The organism is Streptomyces sp. NPDC004561 (assembly GCF_053602155.1).
Genome location: NZ_JBSGDB010000551.1, coordinates 1 through 5,387, shown reverse-complemented (window position 1 = coordinate 5,387; position 5,387 = coordinate 1). Strand labels below are relative to the sequence as shown.

At 68.4% G+C, this 5,387-nt stretch carries 6 protein-coding genes and 3 pseudogenes; 6 read left to right on the top strand and 3 right to left on the bottom strand.

Annotated elements, in window-relative coordinates:
- A partial coding sequence (gene gvpJ, locus ACWEN3_RS40460) for a gas vesicle protein GvpJ (RefSeq protein WP_452981924.1) occupies positions 1-177 on the bottom strand: 177 nt, incomplete at its 3' end.
- Positions 178-518: 341 nt separating this feature from the next.
- On the opposite strand from gvpJ, the gene ACWEN3_RS40455 reads away from it, so the two are divergent.
- The 5 genes and pseudogenes from ACWEN3_RS40455 to ACWEN3_RS40435 all read left to right on the top strand — a co-directional run bounded on the left by ACWEN3_RS40455 (position 519) and on the right by ACWEN3_RS40435 (position 3,852).
- Positions 519-809 (top strand): hypothetical protein, encoded by a 291-nt coding sequence (locus tag ACWEN3_RS40455; protein WP_452981919.1) that lies wholly within the window; start codon positions 519-521, stop codon positions 807-809.
- Between the two features lie 584 nt (positions 810-1,393).
- Positions 1,394-2,134, top strand: a complete 741-nt coding sequence (locus ACWEN3_RS40450) for a class I SAM-dependent methyltransferase (RefSeq protein WP_452981917.1) — start codon at positions 1,394-1,396, stop codon at positions 2,132-2,134.
- 72 nt (positions 2,135-2,206) lie between these two features.
- Positions 2,207-2,848: pseudogene (locus tag ACWEN3_RS40445) on the top strand (IS630 family transposase); the annotation flags it as partial.
- 76 nt (positions 2,849-2,924) lie between these two features.
- Positions 2,925-3,344 carry a transposase gene (locus tag ACWEN3_RS40440; protein WP_452981914.1) on the top strand — a complete coding sequence of 140 codons (420 nt, stop codon included), beginning with the start codon at positions 2,925-2,927 and terminating at the stop codon, positions 3,342-3,344.
- Positions 3,345-3,396: 52 nt separating this feature from the next.
- Positions 3,397-3,852: a VOC family protein gene (locus tag ACWEN3_RS40435; protein ID WP_452981913.1), complete on the top strand. Its 456-nt coding sequence runs from the start codon at positions 3,397-3,399 to the stop codon at positions 3,850-3,852.
- 34 nt (positions 3,853-3,886) lie between these two features.
- Here ACWEN3_RS40435 and ACWEN3_RS40430 read toward each other — a convergent pair.
- Positions 3,887-4,185, bottom strand: a pseudogene (locus ACWEN3_RS40430) (transposase); the annotation flags it as partial.
- Position 4,186: 1 nt separating this feature from the next.
- On the opposite strand from ACWEN3_RS40430, the pseudogene ACWEN3_RS40425 reads away from it, so the two are divergent.
- Positions 4,187-4,750, top strand: a pseudogene (locus ACWEN3_RS40425) (IS5 family transposase); the annotation flags it as partial.
- Positions 4,751-4,760: 10 nt separating this feature from the next.
- Here ACWEN3_RS40425 and ACWEN3_RS40420 read toward each other — a convergent pair.
- Positions 4,761-5,282, bottom strand: a complete 522-nt coding sequence (locus ACWEN3_RS40420) for a hypothetical protein (protein WP_452981922.1) — start codon at positions 5,280-5,282, stop codon at positions 4,761-4,763.
- Positions 5,283-5,387: the final 105 nt, after the last annotated feature.

Genomic DNA, 5,387 nt, shown 5'->3' with positions numbered 1-5,387 from the left:
GAGATAGGTGTCGATGCTGGCGACCACGACCCGTACGTCGATCGTGAGTATCTCGAGGCCGAGGAGGGAGACCCGTATGGACGCGTCGATCACCAGCCCGCGGTCGAGAATGAGTTCCAGAACGTCATACAGGCCGCTGGAACCGCCCCCGCCGCCCCGCTGTGTCGCCATGGTCATCGAGACCAGCCCCTTGCTGCCTGTCCTGCGTGGGTCCCGTCGGCTGAGACTGCCGGCAGCAGCGTGTCGACCTCGCTTGGTTTAGCTGCGAGCAGGCGTCCGAGGGCGAGTAGCCGCCACCGACGATGGTCAAACACCAGTACGAGATCGGTGCAGGGGGGCTGACCCTTCGCGCTCCTCGTCTTCGTCCTGATGCCCGGGGCGGGCAGACTCTGGAAGGCGCTGTACGCGAAGGCCGTGCACACGGCCGCCGCCCACTGACACTCGCTCGATGGCCGGCGTCCCGCACCCGCGACTCCTACGGCGGCGCGGTGATCTCCTGAGGCGGGCAACCACGAGAGGTGAGCGCGCTCGTGTACGTCACGGCGTTCGCGCCCGACAAGGACGAATCCGTCAGCACCCTGATCGCCGACCCGCCGCCCGGCGCGCCCGTTCCGCCGATCCTGCCGCCCCGCGACGGCTTCCTCTTCCTGGACCGGGAGAAGTTCGCCGCGTCCTTCGCCGCCGACCTGCCCGCCGACGAGGCGCGGTACCTGGCCGATTCCCAGGTGCCGTGGGGCGTGGACGCGTTGGGTGGGACCGTCACCCGCCCCGCCTGGCGTGGCAAGCCGAGCTTCTCCTTGACCATGTGATGGAAGACCAGGGTGCGCCTTGAAGCCTTCCTGCTTGCGATCAGCCCGTCAGCGGGCCTTGTACGCCCGGCTGTCGTGCGCCTGGGCAGCTCGTCGGCGGACGATGTCCGGCAGCCGGCGGGCAGGACAAATACAGCTCGACCGTGCCCAGGCCAGTGACCACCAGGGGCGTGCCCAGGTCACCAGTCGACGACATCGAGCTCTGGGCACGCAACCGGCCGCGTGCCGCCGGAGCCACTGGCTGGCTGGTCGACCTGGCCGGGCCCGGCTTGCTTTGGCCCGGCACACGAGACACATGGCCCGCCCGCCCTGCCCCTTTCCGTGTGGCGGGTGTCTCCGAGTCCCCGGCGTCGTCCAGTCGGCCGCCGCCTGGTGCGTGACCAATGTGCGGTCAGGGTAGTCGATAGGCCGCCCATGAGGAGGCCTCCCCCCGACTGCCCCGGGGAGGCTCTGCGAGGTGTTCAGCGTGCCAGTTAGGGCTCGTCCGGCGGATCATGGGCCGAACCAGGGCCGGACCGAGGCGAGGGCCGGCCAGTGCCCTAATCGTGTTGACCGCCCCCGGCAGGCAGTGCTGGAGTCGGCACGTGGACAGCATCCCCGCCAACCGGCGGCTCTGGAACCGGATCAGCAGCGCCTACCAGCACGAGCACGACCCGCAAATCGGCGCCACACCGCGGCTGTGGGGCATGTACTCCATCCCCGACGCGCACCTGCACGCCCTGGGCGACGTCACCGGCAAGCGCGTCCTCGAACTCGGCTGCGGCGCCGGCCAGTGGTCCAGGGCGCTCGCCGCCGAGGGCGCCACCGTGGTCGGGCTCGACCTGTCCGAAGCCCAACTCGCCGCTGCGGCCCGCGCGATGGGTGCGGCCCGCTACCCGCTGGTGCAAGGCGCCGCCGAACAACTCCCCTTCGCCGCCGACAGCTTCGACCTGGTGTTCTGCGACTTCGGTGGGCTCAGCTGGGCGCCCCCGCACCTGGCCGTCCCGCAGGCCGCACGCGTCTTGGGCCGAGGCGGGCGCCTGGTGTTCAACGTCGCCAGCCCATGGTTCGAAGCTTGCTACGACGAAGCCGCCAGCCGCGTGACCACGACGCTGCAGCAGGACTACTTCGGGCTGAACACCATCGCCGAAGACGACGGCGCGACCAGCTATCAGCTCACCTACGGCGACTGGGTCAAGGTCCTGCGCGGCGCGGGTCTCATCATCGACGACCTCATCGAGCCGCGGCCCGAACTCGGAACTCCCAACGGCTACAACGAAACCGACCCACCCGACTGGGCACACCGCTGGCCGGCGGAACTGCTCTGGGTAACCCACAAACCGTAGGTTCCGCCGCGCCGAGACGTGAAGGCATCCCCTCGCCGGACAGGCCTACTGATCTTTTCGTAAGTTCGGTGGGTGTGGAGGTCTTGTCGGTGGGAGGCTGTCAGGGTGTCCTATGTGCCTTCGTCCTCGGTGTCTGGTTCTTCTCTTCCTCCTTTGTCGCGGCCGCAGTTGGCGGAGGCGCGTCGTGTTCGGGCCGTCGAGTTGTTCGAGGAGGGTGGGTCGAATGTGGAGATCGCGCGGGCGGTGGGGGTGTGTGGCGAGAGCGTGCGGCGGTGGAGGCGTGTGTGGGAGGAAGCTGGAGCTGCGGCCTTGCGGCGGCGTCCGGCCACTGGTCGCCCGCCCAAGTTGGACGACGGCCAGGTGAACGAGGTGCGGGCGGCGCTGGAACGGGGCGCTCAGGCCCATGGGTTCGAGGCCGATCTGTGGACCTTGGAGCGAGTCGGCCTGGTCGTCGAGCGTGTGACGGGGGTGTCTCTGTCGCGGGCGTCGGTGTGGCGTCTGCTGACCGGCCGGCTGGGGTGGAGTCTGCAGCGTCCCGAGCGCCGGGCGGTGGAGCGGGACGAGTCTGCGATTGCTCGCTGGATCGCGCACGAGTGGCCGCGCATCAAAAGGGGGGCGGTGAACACACGTGCCTGGATCGTGTTCCTCGACGAATCAGGCGTCTCTCTGTTGCCTCAGGTCCGCCGCACCTACGCACCCCGCGGCCGCACTCCGCTCCTGCGGCACCGGTTGAACTGGAAACGGGCGTCGATGGCTGCGGCTCTCGGCTACCACGCCACCGACCCCGCCCGTGGTCCCCGCCTGTGTTTCCACCTCAAGCCCGGCAGCTACGGACTCCACCGCCCTCATCGAGGTCCTGGAACAGGTCAAGACGTTCTACTGCGGGGACAGGGTGATTCTGGTGTGGGACGGCCTGTCCGCCCACTGGAGTCGGGCGATGCGAGCATGGGTCGCGGAACAGGAGTGGCTGACTCTGGAGCGAGTACCCGCATACGCTCCCGAGCTGAACCCGGTGGTGCTGCTGTGGTCGTCGCTCAAGAAACGCGAACTCGCGAACCTCGTCGGCGACCACCTCGCCGACGTTGCCGACGCCAGCGAACAAGGCATCCACCGCATCAACCGCAACCAGCAGCTGCCGTGGTCGTTCCTCGCCCACACCGGCCTGACCATCCACCCACTACACCCACCGAACTTACGAAAAGATCAGTAGGGCCTGTTGCGAAAGTTGATCGTCTGTCAGTCCTGCCTGGGATGCTCCGAGGATGGAGATGACAGTGCAGCTGACGATCGACTGCTCCGATCCGCAGAGAATGGTGACGTTCTGGGCCGAGGCCCTGGGCTACGTGCCTGAGCCTCCGCCGGGCGGGCACGCCACGTGGCGTGCTTACTGGGCGGCGGTGGGGGTGCCCGAGGCAGGGTTGCCGGCCGGTGCCGGGGATATTCCGGAGTCGATCACCGATCCCGCGGGACGTGGACCGAGGGTGTGGTTCCAGCAGGTTCCGGAGCCGAAGGTCGCCAAGAACCGGTGGCACTTCGACCTGAAGGTCGGTGGGGGCCGTGACGTCCCACTGGACGTCCGCACACAGCGGGTCAAGACCACGGTGGAACGGCTGGTCAAAGCCGGCGCCGCCGTGCTGCGGATTAAGGATGAGCCGGACATGGGGCTCTACGCCGCCGCCATGCAGGACCCCGAGGGCAACGAATTCGACGTCGTCTGAGGGTCGCTTCGTAGCGGACAGCGAGTCTGTCCTACCGAGTGGGGATGGCCCGGTGGCGCTTGAGGCGGTTGATCCCGCACTCGACCGCGTGCCGGTGCTTGTAGTCGTCCTTGTCGAACTTCGGCGGCCGGCCGCCGCGCGAGCCGCACTTGAGCCGGTTTGCGGCCCGGTCCGCAGGCACCGGGATGGTGGCCTTGATCCCGCGTCTGCGCAGGTAGGAGCGGTTGCTGCGGGAGCCGTACGCCTTGTCGGCCCGCATGCGGTCCGGCGGCTTGCGGGGCCTCCCCAGCCCGAGCGGGGGACCCGGATGGCCTCCAGGACCGGTTCGAACTGAGCCCACCAGCATGCGGCCGGTGCTCGGAAACACGGCGACCTGCAGAAGGAACCCCCGGGCGGCGTGTTCACCGAGCCCGTTGACCACGGGCTGGGACACTCGCGGGGTGGGTTCACCACCAAGCTGCACCTGGCCGTCGAGCAGGGTCAAAAGCCTATGTCCATCGTGATCACCGCTGGACAGCACGGGGACTCGCCGCAGTTCGAACCGGTGCTGGAGAAGGTCCGCGTGCCCCGCATCGGGCCAGGCCGGCCGCGCGTCCGTCCCGATCGTGTACGCGCCGACAAGGCAAATGCATCCCGCAGGAACCGCGCCTACCTGCGCCGCCGCGGGATTCGCTGCACCATCCCCGACAACGCCGACCAGGCAGGAAACCGCCAAAGACTCGGCTCCCTCGGCGGCAGGCCGCCACGCTTCGCCCCGGCCGACTATCGCGAGCGTCATGCGGTCGAGTGCGGAATCAACCGCCTCAAGCGCCACCGCGCCGTGGCCACCCGCTACGACAAGCTTGCGGTCCGCTACGAGGCGACCGCCCTCGTCGCTGCCATCAACGAGTGGCTGTGACACTTGGCCTTCACGCGATGGGATCCACGTTCCAGGCCGCAGGGAGATCACTGCCACAGAAGACGCAGACGAAGTCGTCCTCGCGCACGACGTTGTGCTCCTGGCAGTCGGGGCACCGCCGGAACACCACCTCGTGGGAGAAGCCGGAGGGCCGCCCGACGCCTACGCGGTCCAGGGCATCGGCGACTGCCGCCCAGGAGGTGACGTCTGGGCAGTACCCGGTGGACTGATTGCTGACCTCGCCCACAGTCCACCGGTCTGCCTCGCGCAGGAAGCCGATCTCGCCGGCACTCAGAACCATGTCTCCGCCGGCGCAGGCCACGTGTTCGCTTCGCCGTGGCGCCAGCCGAAGCACACCGTCTGTGTCGACCACGAAGGTGAACGGTTCGGCCAGTTCCGCTGCCGATCGCTCAGCGATCCAGCCGTCGAAGTCAGCCGCCGAGCTGATCCGCCACCCGCCGCTGCCAGGCCGGACCGCTGTCTTCAGCTCGATCGGTCCGATGTATCGGTAACTCCGCCCCCGCACACTCACGTCAGCCAACCTAGTGTTCTGCGCCAGTAATCCGTTGGTAGATCTGTCTCGTCCCGGCGTTTGGGTTCCGGTCGACAACCAGGCGGGTTGATCGCCTGAGGCTCA